This is a genomic window from Janthinobacterium sp. YR213 (genome assembly GCF_900099875.1).
In the GTDB taxonomy this organism is placed as follows: Bacteria; Pseudomonadota; Gammaproteobacteria; order Burkholderiales; family Burkholderiaceae_D; genus Janthinobacterium; species Janthinobacterium lividum.
Window position 1 is genome coordinate 337,816 of sequence record NZ_FNDA01000005.1, and the last position, 14,224, is coordinate 352,039.

The following is a 14,224-nucleotide window of genomic DNA, read 5'->3' on the forward strand; positions in this document are numbered from 1 at the left end:
GCATTATCATGTGCACAGCCTGTCATCCCTGCCGCTTCCAAGGCCGACCCTATTGTCGTCAGGGGATAGACAAATCGTCCATTGTGATTTTCCACCACGTCCCGATATCGCTACCATGATTCCATTTTCCATACTCGACCTGGCCCCCATCGCCGAAGGCAGCGACGCCAGCCAGTCGTTCAAGAACACGCTCGACCTGGCGCAGCACGGCGAACGCTGGGGCTACAACCGCTACTGGCTGGCCGAACACCACGGCATGCCCGGCATCGCCAGCGCCGCCACGGCCGTCGTCATCGCCCATGTGGCGGCTGGCACGACAACCATCCGCGTGGGCGCGGGCGGCGTCATGCTGCCCAACCATTCTCCGCTGGTCATCGCGGAACAGTTCGGTACCCTGGAAGCGCTGCACCCGGGCCGCATCGACCTGGGCCTGGGCCGCGCGCCCGGCTCCGACCAGACGACGGCGCGCGCGCTGCGCCGCGACCTGCAGTCCGACGCGGAACAGTTCCCGCAAGACGTGCTGGAATTGATCGACTACATGTCCGACGAGCCGCGCCAGCGCGTGCTGGCCGTGCCCGGCAAGGGCGCGAAAGTGCCCGTGTGGATACTCGGGTCCAGCCTGTTCGGCGCCCAGCTGGCCGCCCACCTGGGCTTGCCGTATGCATTCGCCTCGCACTTCGCGCCGCAAATGATGATGCAAGCCGTGGCCTATTACCGCGAACATTTCAAGCCTTCAAAACAATTGGCGAAACCATACGTGATGCTGGGCTTTAACGTGTTTGCCGCCGACACGGATGCCGAGGCGCACTTGCGCGCCACGTCGATGCAGCAAGCCTTCGTCAACCTGCGCACGGGCCGCCCGTCGCGCCTGCAGCCGCCTGTGCCCGGTTACCTGGAGCAATTGGGTCCGCAGGAACGCGCCATGCTCGACTCCGTCCTGTCCTGCACGGCCATCGGCGCGCCGGATACCGTCAAGGCGAAGATGGCCGCCTTCATCGCCGAAACGGGCGCCGACGAGCTGATGATCACCTCGCAGATTTTCGAGCACCAGCACCGGCTGCGGTCGTATGAAATCACGGCGCAGGTGCATGCGGAGCTGGCGCGCGCACAGTAAGTTTTAAGTCTCCCCTGGTATATCCCCCTATACCCTTTTCCCGGCCGTCGGCAACGATCGCCGGGATTTTTTTGCCTGCTGCGTTGTCTGCCGCCCCACCGCAAAATCGGCCGCGCCCGGCAAGAAATGTGCAGCCCCGCTATCATGCTCATCCAAAAGCATCACTCCAAGAAAGTTGTCTCGCATGAAATCTGCACCATCCACCGTCGACGCCAGCGCCCTGCTGACGTCGACCCGCATCCTGTTGTTCGCCCTGTCCGCCGGCGTGCTCGTCGCCAGCCTCTACTATGTGCAGCCGCTCACTTCCATGCTGGCCGCCTCGTTTGGCGTCAGCGTGCCGCAGGCGGGCTACCTGGTCACGGCCACGCAAATCGGCTATGTGCTGGGCATCGTGTTCCTGGTCCCCCTCAGCGACGTGCTGAACCGCCGCCAGTTGCTGACATGGATGCTGATCGCCAAGATCGGCGCCCTGCTGCTGGCCGCCACCAGCCAGAACATTATTATCTTTGCCATCGCCAGCGTCTTGATGGGGATCACGTCCAGCGCCTTGATGGTGGTCACGGCCATGGTGGCGTCGTATGCGCCCGACCACAGCCGGGGCCGCATGGTGGGCACCGTCATGACGGGCTTGTTGCTGGGGATTCTGCTGGCGCGTACCGTGTCCGGCACCGTGTCGCAGATCAGCGGCGGCTGGCGCACCGTCTACGTGCTGGCCGCCATCGTCGTGGCCGCCCTGCTCGTCATGCTGCGCCGCATCCTGCCGAACGAGGCGCCACGGGGCACGCTGCAATATGGCAAGCTGATGGCCTCACTGGCCGACATCATCCGCCAGGAACCGTTGCTGCGCCAGCGCGCCCTGTTCTCGGGCCTGGGCCTGGGCACCTTCAGCGTGTTCTGGACGGGCCTGACCTTTTTGCTCAGCGGCGCGCCGTACCACTACTCGGAAATGCAGATCGGCTTGTTCGGCCTGGCCGGCGCCACGGGCGCCTTTGCCGCCAACACGGCAGGCCGCATGGCCGACCGCGGCTATGCGCGCCAGGCCACCTGGCTGCTGGCCGTGGCTTCCATCGCGGGCTGGGCATTGATCGGCTTTGGCGCCCATTCGCTGGTGCTGCTGCTGATCGGTATCGTCCTGCTGGACATGGGCGTGATGGGCTTGCAAGTGACGCACCAGTCCATCATCTATAAACTGGCGCCGCATGCGCGGGCGCGGGTCACCACCGTATTCATCGCGGGCGGCTTCATCGGCGCGTCGGCAGGCTCGGCCCTGGCCAGCGCCAGCTTTGCCGCCGGCGGCTGGCCCGCCCTGTGCATGGTAGGCGGCGCCATGCCGCTGCTGATGCTGATTGTGTGGAGCAAGTACCGCCACACGCAGCGCAGGCTGGAACGGGCCGCCCAGGCATCTATCACGTAGGTCGAATTAGCGGCGGCACGCCGCGTAATCCGACGCTGATGCGCCAACTGTCGGATGACGCTCTTCGAGCTAATCCCACCTACGATCCTGAAAAAAACCGCTCGGCCGAGCGGTTTTTTTACGTCCCTATTTCGCTGGCTCACGCGCCTTGCCAAACGCATCGCCCGCCTTCCAGGCCGGCATCTTCGCGCCATTTGCCACGGCTTGCCCCAGGTTCAGGGTAAATTGCGCCTGCTGTGTCATGCCGGACAAATCCCAGCTGGCATCGTACTCATCGGTAACCTGATGGTAGCGGGGGCCATACGCGGCCGCCTTGGCTTTGGACGCTGCCACGTCCTTGATGTACTCGCGTCCGCCATTGATGGAAAACGCGGGCACGCCCGCCTTGGCAAAGCTGAAATGGTCGCTGCGGAAATAGCCGCCGGCCAGGTCGGGACGGGCTGGCGCGATATGCATGCCCATGGCTTTGGCCACCGTGGCCGCCATGGCGCCCAGCTCCGTGCGCTCGCTGCCCTGCGCGCCGATGTCATGCGTGGCACCGACAAAGTTCAGGCTGTCCAGGTTCAGCGCGGCGGCCGTCTTGTTCAAGGGCCACAAGGGGTCGGCCGCGTAGGCGGCGCTACCCAGCAAGCCTTGTTCCTCTGCCGCTACCCACAGGAAAATCTGCGTGCGCTTCGCAGGCTTTTTCACGGCTTCCTGCGCCATGGCCAGCAAGCCGGCCGTGCCGGAAGCGTTGTCGACGGCGCCGTTGTAGATGGTGTCGCCAGTATCCCCTTGCTTGCCCAGGTGGTCCCAGTGGCCGCTATAGATGACGGCTTCATCCTTCAATACCGGGTCGGTGCCCGGCACCATGCCGGCGATATTGAATTGCTCCACCTTGCGCACGGCGGACTTCATTTCGCCGCTCAGCTTGGCATTCAAGGCGACGGCCTTGAAATCCTTGCTTTCCGCTTGCGCGCGCAAGGCGTCCAAGTCCAGCCCACCGGCCGCGAACAGGCGGCGCGCCGCGTCTTCCGCGATCCAGCCCTGCAGCGGCGTGCCGGCCGTGCGGTCGGCCAACTGGAAACGCTCGCTGCCGCTCCAGCTGTTCTGCACCACGCTCCAGTCGTACGATGCGGACGGTTTCGTGTGGATCAGCAATACGCCAGCCGCGCCCTGGCGCTTGGCTTCCTCGAATTTGTAGGTCCAGCGGCCGTAATAGGTCAGCGCCTTGCCGGCAAAGCGGTTCGGCTCGGCACTAGTCGGTTGCGGGTCGTTGACCATCATGACGACGATCTTGCCTTTGACATCGGCGCCCTTGAAATCGTTCCAGCCTTCTTCCGGCGCCGTGATGCCATAGCCGACGAACACGAGCGGCGCATCAAAGGTGTGGGCGGCAACGGAGTCGCCCGTGGCCCATACCCAGTCCGGGCCGAAAGCCAGCGGCACGGGCTTGCCGCCCGCCACGGCTTGCAGGCTGCTTTCCTGTGGCAAGGATTTCACGCCGGCGATCTGCACGCTTTGGCGGTAGCTGTTGCCGCGCACGGGTTGCAGTCCGGCCATCTGCGCCTGGGTTTCCAGGTAGGCCACCGTCAGGTCGGCGCCGCGCTGGCCCGTGCCCCGGCCTTCCAGCAAATCGTTGGACAGGAAGGCCAGGTGGGCGCGCAGCGGGGCTTCCTGCACCACGGGCAAGCCGTGCGCGGCAGGCGCGGCGGCGTGCGCGGAAAACGCCAGCGCCAGGCTGGAAGCGAGCGCCGTGACGGCCAGGGAAGAAAACAGCTTCTGCATAAGATCCTTTGGGTAAGAGGAGACATTCAGTCCGGCGGATGGCCGAGCCGGCGATTGTATGCCATAGAGAAAGATGCATCAAAATGCGGACGAAAAAAATCCCCGCGGCAAGGGCGGGGATTTTGCAGGGGAAACGTTCAGACCAGCAAAGCGGCCGCCAGGGATTCGATCTCTTCCGCCGATTCCTCGAGGATGGTGTGCAAGGTGCTGCCGCCGATGCCAAAGTCGATCTTCGCGGCCGCCTGGCGCCGCGCGGCGCTTTCCGGCGGGTGCAGGGGCGAGCCGACGGGCGACAGATCGTTGGCCAGCACCAGGGTCGCGCCCAGGGTGCGGGGCGGGAACGTGCTGCCGCCGTGCCACATGCCTTCCACGGCCTGCAAGACCATGTCCGGCACTTGCAACTGGCGCAGCACGCCGCGGCCGATCAGTTTTTCGCCGTATTCGATCCAGTCTTCCGTATTGTCGTCCAGCAAACCTGGATATTCCTCGGCGCGCGACAGCAGATAAAAGCCGCCCACTTCGTGCACGATGGCGGCGAACATGGCCGTTTCCACGTCCACATGCGTGACTTTCTTGGCGATTAGCTGGCTCAGCGCGGCCACGTGGGCCGTGTGTTCCCACAGCTTGGCCGCCTTGGCGCGCAATTGCGGGTCGGTAATCTGGCTGCCCAGCTGGCGCACGATGACGGATGCCACCATCGATTTCAGGGTGGCAAAGCCCAGGCGCGAGACGGCCGCGCGCACATTGGCGATTTCATTGCCGGAACGGTTGTAGGCGGCCGAGTTGGCCAATGCCACGACCCGCGCCGACAGCAGCGGCTCGGCCATGACCATGCGGGCGGCCGCCTCGATATGGCAATCGGGGTCGTCCAGCGCTTCCTGCAGCTTCAAGGTGGCCTTGACGTTGGCGGGGAACGTCAGCTCGCCCTTGCTCGCTTGCAGCGCGATAATCTTGAATACTTCCAGTCTGTCCATGGGTCAATCTCCGGTACGGGCCTGTTCAGGCTCTGCTGTTTGGGTGGGCCGGGAATGCGCTCCCGGCCCGGCTCCCGTTTCCGGCAATATTACAGCAAGTTCAAACTCAAACCTATTACTTTCCGGAAACTTTTCCTGCCACGCCTTCGACAAAATAATCCATCTTCGTCAGCGCCGCATCGTCCAGCACGCCTTTGTCCAGGCGCACCTTGCCATCGTTATCCTTGACCGGCGCGCTGAAAGGATTGAGCTTGCCAGCCACCAAGTCTTTCTCGCGTGCCAATACAAACTGTTTCACGTCGGCCGGCACTGTGGCGTTGATGCCTTCCAGCTTGACCATGCCATCCTTGATGCCGCCCCAGGTGCTGCTGGACTTCCACGTGCCGTCCAGCACGGCTTGCGCCTGCTTCGTATAGTAGTCGCCCCAATGGTGGGTGACGGCAGCCAGCTGCGCCTTCGGCCCGTACTTTTTCATGTCCGAATGGTAGGCGATCGCGTACTTGCCCTTCTCTTCCGCCGCCTGCACCACGGCGGTCGAATCCGTGTGGTGGGTAACCACGTCGGCGCCCTGGCCGATCAGGGTGATGGCCGCGTCGCGTTCCTTGCCCGGATCGAACCAGCTATTCACCCACACCACTTTCACTTCCGCCTTCGGGTCGACGCTGCGCATGCCACGCGTAAAAGCGTTAACCCCCTGCAACACTTCCGGGATCGGGAATGCCGCCACGTAGCCGGCCACATGGGTCTTGCTCATCTTGCCCGCCAGCACGCCGGCCAGGTAGCGGCCCTCGTAGAAACGGGCGTTGGTATTGGCAACGTTGACGGCCGTCTTGTAGCCCGTCAAATGAATGAACTTCACATTAGGAAATTGCTTCGCCACTTTCAAGGTGGGATTCATGTAGCCGAACGAGGTTGTGATGACCAGCTTGCTGCCCGTTTGCGCCAGGTCGCGGATCACCCGTTCCGCATCGGCGCTTTCCGGCACGTTTTCCACGTACTTGGTGGTGATCTTGCCGCCCAGCGCCTTTTCCATTTCCTTGCGGGCCAGATCATGCTGGGTGGTCCAGCCCGCGTCGCCGATGGGGCTGATATACACGAAGCCGACATTCAGCGGCGCGGTGGCGGGAGCGGCGGCCATGACGGGCATCAAAACAGCACTGCAAACGGCGGCGCATACTAGTTTCTTGGACATGGTTTTCCTTGTGGTGAGTGATTAATTTCCCGGATTGAAATTCTTGCCTAGCGAAGCGGGCATATTGAGCTTGATGTAGTTGGCATTGCTGGAGATCAAAACCAGCACGACGATGGCTGCCACATACGGCAGCATCGACAGCAGTTGCGACGCGATGGGCACGCCCAGCGCCTGCGCGTGAAAGGTCAGAATCGTGATGCCGCCGAACAGGTAGGCGCCGCCCACCACGCGCGCAGGGCGCCAGGTGGCAAACGTGGTCAGCGCCAGCGCGATCCAGCCCCGTCCCGCCACCATGCCCTCGACCCACAGGGGCGTGTAGACGAGCGACAGGAAGGCGCCGGCCAGGCCGCAGCAGGCGCCGCCGAACAGCACGGCCGCCAGGCGGATGCGGCGCACGGGGTAGCCGAGCGCATGCGCGGAAGCGGGCGACTCGCCCACGGCGCGCAGCACGAGGCCCGCCCGCGTGCGGTACAAAAACCAGGCGATGGCCAGGCACAGCAGCAACGACAGATACACCATCGGATGCTGGCGGAACAGGGCCGGCCCCAGCACGGGAATGTCTTCCAGGTAAGGGATGCCGAAGCGGCCGTTCTGCAAGCTGTTGCCCACATATTTCAGGCCGATATACGTGGACGCGCCCGCGCCGAACAGCGACAAGGCCAGGCCCGTCGCGTACTGGTTCGTGCCCAGCCACACGGTCAGCCAGGCGAAGAAGCCGGACAGCAGCATGCTGGCGCCCGCGCCCGCCAGAAAGCCCAGGGTGGGGCTGCCCGTGTTGACGGCCACGGCAAAGCCCGTGATGGCCGAGACCAGCATCATGCCTTCCGCGCCCAGGTTGACCACGCCCGCCTTTTCATTGACGAGCAGCCCCAGCGCAGCGAGCATCAGCGGCGTGCCCGCATTGATGCTGGCCGCGACCAGGGGCGCGATGGTCAGCAGCAAGTTATCCATGTTTCCTCCAACGCAATTTGTATTGGATCAGCACATCGCAAGCGAGCAAGGCGAACAGCAAGATGCCCTGGAACACACCCGTGATCGCACTGGGCAAGCCCAGGCGCGACTGCGCCAGTTCGCCGCCGATATAGAACAGGGCCATGACGAAGCTGGAGAAAATCACGCCTACCGGATGCAGGCGCCCGACGAAGGCGACGATGATGGCGGCAAAGCCGTAGCCGGGCGAGACCGTGGGCGTCAACTGCCCCATCGGCCCCAGCACTTCGCACGCACCCGCCAGGCCCGACAGGGCGCCGCAGATCAGCAGGGAAGACCACAAGGTCTTGCGCGAGGAAAAGCCCGCATAGCGGGCGGCGGCAGGCGCCATGCCGCCCACGCGCAGGCGGAAGCCGGCAATGCTTCTGGATAAGTACAGCCAGCCGCCCAGCGAGGCCAGCAAGGCAAACACGATGCCCACGTGCAAGCGCGTGTCGCTGATCACCATCGGCAACAGCAAGCCGTCCGATAGCAGTTTCGACTGGGGAAAATTGAATCCTTCCGGGTCGCGCAGCACGCCATACACGAGATAGCTGAGCAGCAATTGGGCGATATAGACCAGCATCAGCGAGACGAGGATTTCGCTGGCGTTGTAGCGGTCGCGCAGCCAGGCCACCAGCCCCGCCCACGCCATGCCGCCCGCCATGCCGGCCAGCAAGGACACGCCGATGATGGCAATACTGCCTACGCCGTCGTCCAGGTACAGGGCCGCCGCGCCGCCGCAGATGGCGCCCAGGGTCAGCTGTCCTTCCGCGCCGATGTTATAGATGTTGGCGCGAAAGCAGATGGCCAGGCCGACGGCGATCAACAGCAAAGGGGCGACTTTAATGCCCAGCTCGGACCAGCCGTGCGCGTCGCGCAAGGGTTCCACAAAGAAGACGGCCAGGCCCGCCAGCGGATCGTGTCCCAGCGCAAGAAACAGCAGCGCGCCGCACAGCACGGTAAGCAGCACGGCCAGCACAGGCGACAGCCACGACATCAGCCGCGACGGAGAAGGACGGGCTTCCAGGCGCAAGGCGAACTTAGCCATGGATTGCCTCCTGCGGCCACAGCCCGCTCATCCATTGCCCCACGAGGCTCACGCTGGCCTCGCCCACATCCAGCGACGGCGAAATCTTTCCTTTCGCCATAACCAGCAAGCGGTCGCTGATGTCGAACAATTCATCGAGCTCCTCCGACACGACCAGCAGCGCGCAACCAGAGTCGCGCAGCGCCAGCAACTCGGCGCGGATTTGCGCGGCCGCGCCAACGTCCACGCCCCAGGTCGGCTGCGCCACCACCAGCACGGTGGGTTCGCGCATGACTTCGCGTCCGACTATGTATTTCTGCAAGTTGCCGCCCGACAGGCTGCGCGCCAGCGCCTGCGGCCCGCCCGCCTTCACCTGAAAGCGCGCGATGATGGCGGCCGCCCGCTGCGCGATGACCTTGTGGCGCACGAAGCCATGGCGGATGGTGGCTGGTGTCTGCAAACTCAGCAGCACGTTGTCGGCCAGCCCCATGTCGGGCACGGCGCCCCGCCCCAGCCTTTCTTCCGGCACGAAGCCGAAGCCCAGGGCGCGCCGGCGTCCCGGCGGCAAACGGCCCGCCGGCGTGCCGTTCAGCACGATGCTGCCGGCGGCTGCGCGCATGTCCTCGCCCGACAGGGCGGCGAGCAATTCCTGCTGGCCATTGCCAGACACGCCCGCGATGCCGACGATCTCGCCCGCGCGCACGTCGAAATTGATATCGATCAATTGCGTGGCGAACGGATGGCTCTTCGGCAACTGCAAATTCTTGACGCTCAGCATGACGGTACCGGGCGTGCGCGCCACGCGGGTGACGGCGGGCGGCTCGGCACCGATCATCATGCGCGACAGGCTGGCCGCCGACTCTTGCGAAGGATCGCACACGCCCGCATTCTTGCCGGCGCGCACCACCGTGCACGTGTGGCAAAGGGCGCGGATCTCGTCGAGCTTGTGGCTGATGTACAGGATGCTGCAACCTTCGGCGGCCAACTGGCGCAAGGTGGTAAACAGCTTTTCCACGGCGCCCGGCGTCAGCACGGAAGTCGGTTCGTCGAGGATCAACAGTTGCGGCTTGGCCAGCAGTGCGCGCACGATTTCCACGCGCTGGCATTCGCCAACGGAAAGCGTGTGCACGTGGCGCTGCGGCTCCAGGTCCAGGCCGTACTGGCGCGCCGTCGCTTCGATCCGCTGCGCCAGCTCCGCCATGTTGGTGCCCGCGGGCAAACCGAGGGCGATGTTTTCCGTGACCGTCAAGGTGTCGAACAGGGAAAAGTGCTGGAACACCATGGCGATGCCCAGCGCCCGCGCGGCCGACGGGTTGGCGATCTCGACTTCACGGCCATTCCACAGGATGCGGCCGCCATCGGGCTGCACGGCGCCGTAGATGATTTTCATCAAGGTCGATTTGCCGGCGCCGTTTTCGCCAAGCACGGCGTGAATCTGTCCGGGCACGACGGTGAGACAGATGCCGTCATTGGCCACCACGGCCGGATAGCGCTTGCTGATATCGATGAGTTCCAGGCGTGCCGTCATTGTTTTTTTCGTGCCTCGCTGCGTGGTATGCGGGATGCCGATCGGTGGAAAAAATCAACACTCGGTCTCTATCGTATCGGCATCCGCGGCGCTTGGGGGGCGGGCGCGGCGGCGTGCATTTCTATTTCCACAAAAAAACAACACCTGTATACAATTTTGAAAAAAATTATCAGCTTTACAGCGTCCGCCTTGCCCCGCAAGGACGAGAAGGTGCGATGATTATATTCAGGAACTGATAGTAAGTATGCGCACAAGACATATCGCCCGGCGCGGCGATGCTCGCATCATGGATTGAACGGCGCGCGTTATCCCATTGCAGCGCTACATGCAGACTACGCGTCCAGCCATCCCCAGTTCCCGTTTTCCCACACCGCCATCAGGAGCCGAAAGTGCCAAAAACCATACCGTGTCTGTTGCTCTGCCTCACTACCACCCTCGGCGTGGGCGCGACCGCCCAGGCTGCCGAATGGAGCGATACCGCGCTGAGCTGGCGCGCCGGCAATGATTACCGCGAGCCGTTCAATCCGGACGACATCAAGAAAAACATCTTTGCCATCACGCACGCCAGCGGCTACAAATACGGCAGCAATTTCGTCAACCTCGATTTCCTCATGTCCGACAGCAAGGACCCCGGCGCACTGGGTAAAACGTCGGGCGCACAGGAGGCGTACCTGGTCTACCGCAACACCATCGACATCGGCAAGGTGCGCGGCAGCGACATCAAGTTCGGCCCCGTGCGCGGCGTCGGCGTCACCCTGGGCTTCGACGTCAACACGAAAAATGACGTCGGCTACAACTCGCGCAAGCGCATGCTGGTGGCCGGCCCCACCCTGATGTGGGACGTGCCCGGCTTCTTCAATACCAGCCTGCTGTTGCTGCGCGAAAGCAACGCCCCCAGCGGCGCCTTCCCGCCCATCTCGCAGGTGACGGGCCGCTACACGTATAAAACGCACGCCATGCTGACGGGCGCCTGGGCCATCCCCCTGTCGCCGCTGTTCTCGTTCGAAGGTTTCTTCAACCTCATCGACTCGAAAGGCAAGGATGAAGTGGGGCGCGACACGGCGGTGGAAACGAATATCGACATGCAAGTAATGTACGACGTGGGCGCGGCCTTGGGCAGCGCCAAGAACACCTTCCGCGTGGGCATCGAATACCAGTACTGGAAGAACAAGTTCGGCAATTCGCCCGCCACCACGGGCAATGTGGGCCAGACGGCAAAGACGCCGATGATACGCGCGGAGTACCATTTCTAAAATTCATTGTTACGCATCAACACCCACGATCGCGCCTGATGCCAGCATGAAGCTTTCCCACTGGCGGAGAGCGCGACCGTGGAACAACTACTGCCATATTACGAGCGCGAGCTGGGCCTGTTCCGCCAGTACACGCGCGAGTTTTCCAGCCGCTACCCGAAGGCGGCCGGGCGACTGCTGATCGCCGGAGAAACCTGCGAAGACCCGCACATCGAGCGCCTGATCCAGTCCGTCGCCCTGCTCACGGCCAGGGTCGCCAAGCGCCTCGACGACGCCTATCCGCAATTTACCCATTCCCTGCTCGACACCTTGTACCCGCACTACCTGCGGCCGTTTCCCTCGTGCTCCATCGTGCGCATCGCCGCCGACGAAGCGCCGGGCGGCGGCCAGCTGGACCAGGTGGCGCATGTGGCGCGCGGCACGGTGCTGCGCTCGCAGCTGGTGCAGGGCGTGGCTTGCAAATTTACGAGCGCCTATGACGTGACCCTGGCGCCGCTGGTCATTTCTCGCCTGCATTTCTCACCTGTCATCGACGCGCCGCCCGGCCTGCGCCTGCCCGCCGGCGCCAGCGCCTTGCTCAGCATTCAGTTCACCAGCAGCAGCGACAACTATCATCTGGATCAGCCGGATTTTGCCAGGCTGCGCCTGTTTGCCGATGGCGAACCATCCGTGCGCGCGGCCTTGCTCGACGCCCTGTTCCTGCGCGGCGCGGGCGCGTACGTGGCGCTGGACGAACACAGCCCGTGGCAAGCCGTCGATGGCACGCCGCTAGCGCCAGCCGGCTATGCGGAAGACGATGCGCTGATCCCCATTTCCGCCCGCTCGCACCCGGCCCTGCGCCTGCTGACCGAGTACTTTGCGTTTCCGGAAAAATTTCACTTCATCGATATCGGATGGTCCCTGCTAACGCCCTTTCTGCCGAAACAGTGCCGCCAATTCACCTTGCACCTGCCGCTCAAAGGCGTGCGCAGCGACAGCCACGAAGCGCGGCTCTTGTCCGGCATCAGCCGCGACAACCTCTTGCTGGGCTGCACGCCCGTCGTCAACCTGTTTGCCAAATCCGGCGTGCCGATCCGCCTCACGCATACCGAGCCCGACTATGCGCTGGCGGCCGATGCCACGCATGCGTTTGCCTATGACATCCACAGCATCGAGGCCGTCACCGTAGTGCGCAAGGACGAAACCGGCGAGCGCCTGAGCAGCTTCTTGCCGTTGTATGCCTCGCTGCAAGGCGCCCAGGCCGCATATGGCCAGGAGCGTGGTCAGGAGCATGGACAGTACTGGCTGGCGCGCCGCGACGAAACCGTGGCCGCCATCAGCCCCGGTCACGAAATGCGCCTGAGCCTGATCGACCCGCAGTTTTCACCAAGCAGCGCGGCCTGCGCCACCGTCTCGACGCAACTGCTGTGCAGCAACCGCGACTTGCCCGTGCAGTTGCACTACGGTTTGCCCGGCGGCGACCTGCTGGCCGAAGACGTGCCCGACGGCATCCCCGCGCGCTTCCTGCGCAAACCGTCACCCAGCATGCGTTTCCTGGCGGACACGCACTGGCGCCTGATCGCGCACCTGTCGCTCAATTACTCGAGCCTCACGCAGGCGGGCCTGGGTGAATTCCAGAAAATGCTGAGTCTGTACGACCTGTCCCGCTCGCCCGCCACGCAACGCCTGATCCAGGGCATCGTCACGCTCGAGCACGGCAGCACGCGCGCGTGGATGCCAACGGTCCCGTTTCCCACCCTGATGCCCGGCATCGCCATCCGCCTGGGCATCGACGAGCAAGCCTTCGTCGGCAGCAGCGTCTATATTTTTGCCCAGGTGCTGCAACGCTATTTCGCCCTGAACAGCCAGCTCAATTGCTTTAGCCAACTGACGCTGCTGTCTCATCGCAGCGGCGAGGAACTCCTACGATGCCCAGAACGCAGCGCCGACGCCACGCCAGCGTGATCCAGCAATTGCTCGATGCGCCGCAGCGCTTCGAGTGCTTCCAGGCACTGCGCCTGCTGCTGGCGTGGCTGGCCGAACACGGCATCGATGAGCACACGGCGCTGGCAAAGCACATACGCTTCGACAACAGCGTCTCGCTGCGCTTTCCCGCCAGCCAGGTCGAAACGCTCACGGCAAACAGCATCGGCGATGCGAATGCCCTGCTGCAAGCGCTGCTGTCCGGTCACGGCCAGCACATCCACCTCACGCCCACCTTCATGGGCCTCCTGGGCTGCCAAGGCAGCTTGCCCAGCCACTATTCGGAGCGCATTGCCGCGCACCAGCATAACGAACGCGAGAATAGTCCGCGCGCTTTCCTCGACCTGTTTTCCAGCCGCACCGTGGCCCTGTTTTACCAGGCCTGGCAAAAATACCGCATCGAGCAGGCCGGCCACAGCGGGGACTTCCTGTCGCGCCTGCTGGCCTTGGCCGCATGCCAACCGGGCCAGGACGAGGCAGCGGCCGGCTTGTACAGCGGCTTGCTACAGCAGCACAACATCTCATCCATCGTCATGGCGCGCATCCTCGGCGACCACTTCGGCGTGCCTTGCCATATCGACGAAACGACGGGCGCCATGGACGTGCTGGCGCCGCGCGAACAAACGGCGCTGGGCATGGAAAATGCCATGCTGGGCCAGCGCGCCCTCGTCGGCGAACGCTGCCGCCGTCCCGACCTGGCCGTACGCCTGCGCCTCGGTCCGCTCACGGCGCAGCAGCACGCCAGCTTCCTGCCGCGCGCCCCTGGTAGCCACGCGTTGCGCCACATGCTGATGCTGTTCGGCCAGCCGCTCGTGCGCTACGACATCGTGCTGGTGCTGCGCGCCAGCGATGTGCGGGGGACGGCATTGACAACCGCGCCACAAGGCGGCCTGGGCTGCAACAGTTTCCTTGGCGGTGCGGCAACGCCGCGCCACCGCGATGACAAACATTACGAGATGCAATTGATGCCCTCATTCAACGATTGATCCTTGCGGCCGCGCAAAACGCTTGTGTTTGCTAT

The 14,224-nt window shown here is 63.9% G+C and carries 11 protein-coding genes; 5 read left to right on the plus strand and 6 right to left on the minus strand.

Features of this window, described 5'->3' with window-relative positions:
* Positions 1 to 115: 115 nt before the first annotated feature.
* The gene (locus BLT98_RS22635; RefSeq protein ID WP_034784490.1) at positions 116 to 1,114 is read left to right on the plus strand and encodes an LLM class flavin-dependent oxidoreductase; all 999 of its coding nucleotides are present in this window, start codon (positions 116 to 118) and stop codon (positions 1,112 to 1,114) included.
* A gap of 184 nt (positions 1,115 to 1,298) precedes the next feature.
* Positions 1,299 to 2,528 carry an MFS transporter gene (locus tag BLT98_RS22640; protein WP_092611661.1) on the plus strand — a complete coding sequence of 410 codons (1,230 nt, stop codon included), beginning with the start codon at positions 1,299 to 1,301 and terminating at the stop codon, positions 2,526 to 2,528.
* Between the two features lie 126 nt (positions 2,529 to 2,654).
* On the opposite strand, the gene BLT98_RS22645 is transcribed toward BLT98_RS22640, so the two are convergent.
* The 6 genes from BLT98_RS22645 to BLT98_RS22670 all read right to left on the minus strand — a co-directional run bounded on the left by BLT98_RS22645 (position 2,655) and on the right by BLT98_RS22670 (position 9,988).
* Entirely contained in the window at positions 2,655 to 4,295 is a 1,641-nt protein-coding gene (locus BLT98_RS22645; protein WP_092611664.1) for a M28 family peptidase, read from the minus strand.
* A 137-nt stretch (positions 4,296 to 4,432) separates the two neighbouring features.
* Positions 4,433 to 5,269: an HDOD domain-containing protein gene (locus BLT98_RS22650; protein WP_092611668.1), complete on the minus strand. Its 837-nt coding sequence runs from the start codon at positions 5,267 to 5,269 to the stop codon at positions 4,433 to 4,435.
* Between the two features lie 115 nt (positions 5,270 to 5,384).
* The gene (locus BLT98_RS22655) at positions 5,385 to 6,461 is read right to left on the minus strand and encodes a BMP family ABC transporter substrate-binding protein (RefSeq protein ID WP_092611671.1); all 1,077 of its coding nucleotides are present in this window, start codon (positions 6,459 to 6,461) and stop codon (positions 5,385 to 5,387) included.
* Positions 6,462 to 6,482: 21 nt separating this feature from the next.
* The gene (locus BLT98_RS22660) at positions 6,483 to 7,412 is read right to left on the minus strand and encodes an ABC transporter permease (RefSeq protein WP_092611674.1); all 930 of its coding nucleotides are present in this window, start codon (positions 7,410 to 7,412) and stop codon (positions 6,483 to 6,485) included.
* Complete coding sequence (locus BLT98_RS22665) at positions 7,405 to 8,481, minus strand: ABC transporter permease (protein ID WP_092611677.1); 1,077 nt, start codon at positions 8,479 to 8,481, stop codon at positions 7,405 to 7,407. Before BLT98_RS22665 ends, BLT98_RS22660 begins: the two co-directional genes overlap by 8 nt.
* On the minus strand, positions 8,474 to 9,988 hold the full coding sequence (locus BLT98_RS22670; RefSeq protein ID WP_092611680.1) for an ABC transporter ATP-binding protein: 1,515 nt from the start codon (positions 9,986 to 9,988) through the stop codon (positions 8,474 to 8,476). Before BLT98_RS22670 ends, BLT98_RS22665 begins: the two co-directional genes overlap by 8 nt.
* A 440-nt stretch (positions 9,989 to 10,428) precedes the next feature.
* Between BLT98_RS22670 and BLT98_RS22675 the strand changes: the two genes are divergently transcribed.
* From BLT98_RS22675 to tssG, 3 genes are all read left to right on the plus strand, one after another.
* Positions 10,429 to 11,241 (plus strand): outer envelope protein, encoded by an 813-nt coding sequence (locus tag BLT98_RS22675; protein WP_092612055.1) that lies wholly within the window; start codon positions 10,429 to 10,431, stop codon positions 11,239 to 11,241.
* 78 nt (positions 11,242 to 11,319) lie between these two features.
* Entirely contained in the window at positions 11,320 to 13,185 is a 1,866-nt protein-coding gene (gene tssF, locus BLT98_RS22680; protein WP_092611683.1) for a type VI secretion system baseplate subunit TssF, read from the plus strand.
* Complete coding sequence (gene tssG / locus BLT98_RS22685; RefSeq protein ID WP_092611686.1) at positions 13,149 to 14,189, plus strand: type VI secretion system baseplate subunit TssG; 1,041 nt, start codon at positions 13,149 to 13,151, stop codon at positions 14,187 to 14,189. Before tssF ends, tssG begins: the two co-directional genes overlap by 37 nt.
* The last annotated feature ends 35 nt before the right edge of the window (positions 14,190 to 14,224 follow it).

Bases quoted from the DNA above. Each gene is read 5' to 3' on its own strand.
- tssG (WP_092611686.1), top strand. From the start codon at position 13,149: ATGCCCAGAACGCAGCGCCGACGCCACGCCAGCGTGATCCAGCAATTG.
- BLT98_RS22645 (WP_092611664.1), bottom strand. From the start codon at position 4,295: ATGCAGAAGCTGTTTTCTTCCCTGGCCGTCACGGCGCTCGCTTCCAGC.
- BLT98_RS22655 (WP_092611671.1), bottom strand. From the start codon at position 6,461: ATGTCCAAGAAACTAGTATGCGCCGCCGTTTGCAGTGCTGTTTTGATG.
- BLT98_RS22660 (WP_092611674.1), bottom strand. From the start codon at position 7,412: ATGGATAACTTGCTGCTGACCATCGCGCCCCTGGTCGCGGCCAGCATC.
- BLT98_RS22650 (WP_092611668.1), bottom strand. From the start codon at position 5,269: ATGGACAGACTGGAAGTATTCAAGATTATCGCGCTGCAAGCGAGCAAG.
- BLT98_RS22635 (WP_034784490.1), top strand. From the start codon at position 116: ATGATTCCATTTTCCATACTCGACCTGGCCCCCATCGCCGAAGGCAGC.
- BLT98_RS22640 (WP_092611661.1), top strand. From the start codon at position 1,299: ATGAAATCTGCACCATCCACCGTCGACGCCAGCGCCCTGCTGACGTCG.
- BLT98_RS22665 (WP_092611677.1), bottom strand. From the start codon at position 8,481: ATGGCTAAGTTCGCCTTGCGCCTGGAAGCCCGTCCTTCTCCGTCGCGG.
- BLT98_RS22670 (WP_092611680.1), bottom strand. From the start codon at position 9,988: ATGACGGCACGCCTGGAACTCATCGATATCAGCAAGCGCTATCCGGCC.